3 protein-coding genes are annotated in these 929 nt (G+C 63.6%); 2 read left to right on the top strand and 1 reads right to left on the bottom strand.

Annotation, left to right across the window (positions count from 1 at the left end):
* Nucleotides 1–259, bottom strand: a 259-nt coding sequence (locus AC1DYI_RS36900; RefSeq protein WP_477209034.1) for an SsrA-binding protein, incomplete at its 3' end; no start/stop codon positions are given.
* Nucleotides 260–319: 60 nt separating this feature from the next.
* Here AC1DYI_RS36900 and AC1DYI_RS36905 point away from each other — a divergent pair.
* Both AC1DYI_RS36905 and AC1DYI_RS36910 read left to right on the top strand, forming a co-directional pair.
* Nucleotides 320–772 carry a type II toxin-antitoxin system RatA family toxin gene (locus AC1DYI_RS36905; RefSeq protein ID WP_477209035.1) on the top strand — a complete coding sequence of 151 codons (453 nt, stop codon included), beginning with the start codon at nucleotides 320–322 and terminating at the stop codon, nucleotides 770–772.
* The coding region (locus AC1DYI_RS36910) for an RnfH family protein (protein WP_477209036.1) at nucleotides 759–929 on the top strand (171 nt) is incomplete at its 3' end. The genes AC1DYI_RS36905 and AC1DYI_RS36910, both read left to right, overlap by 14 nt.

Genomic DNA, 929 nt, shown 5'->3' on the forward strand with positions numbered 1-929 from the left:
CGTCCTTGCCCATCAAGAGCTTTTTGGTCCGGTCGGCCTCGGGGTGCACGTGGGTCGACGCGCTGCGCAGCGCATTGATGCGGCAGCCGATCAGGTACAGCTCGCCGTCGCGGATGACCACGTAGCCGTCGGTCAGCTGCACCTGGCCGGCGCGGATGGCCTTGACTTCCCAGCCTTCCAGCACCATGCCAGCTTCGTACTGTTCTTCGATGTGGTATTCGAAACGGGCGCGACGGTTTTCGGCGATCAGGGCAGACATGGTGGGTTGTGCATGGGCGTCAAGACAAGAAGAAGCTGACGCCTAGAATCATTGGATTGTATGAAGCATGTGAAGAAGTCCGTCTTGCTGTGGTACTCGGCGGCCGAGATGTACAAGCTCGTGACCGATGTGCAACGCTACCCGGACTTCCTGCCGTGGTGCGAAAAGGCCGAGGTGCTGGACCAGCACGACGACGGCATGACAGCGCGCATCAGCCTCGCGTACGCCGGCGTGCGCCACGCCTTCACGACCCGCAATGTGCACGAGCCGGACCAGCAGGTGCTGGTGAAGCTGGTCGACGGGCCGTTCTCGCTGTTAGAAGGCTCATGGCTTTTCGCGCCGCTGGGCCGGCCGGGTGCGGACACCGCCGCCTGCCGGATCGAGTTCGACCTGCGCTACGCGTTCTCGAGCCGTCCGCTAGAAGCAGTCCTGAGCCCGGTGTTCGACAAGGTGGCTAACACCTTCGTCGATTCGTTCGTCAAACGCGCGGAGCAGATCTATGGCCAGCGCTGAGGCCGTGCCGGCGTTGAAAGTGCAGGTCAGCTACAGCCCGGCGCCACGCGAAGTCGATACGGTCGACCTGCAACTCCCGCACGGCAGCACGGTAGCCGACGCATTGCGCGCGAGCGGCCTGCTGGAGCGCCACGGTCTGGCGCTCGATGAGCAACTC

This window comes from Ideonella sp. P3_A4 (assembly GCF_056403075.1).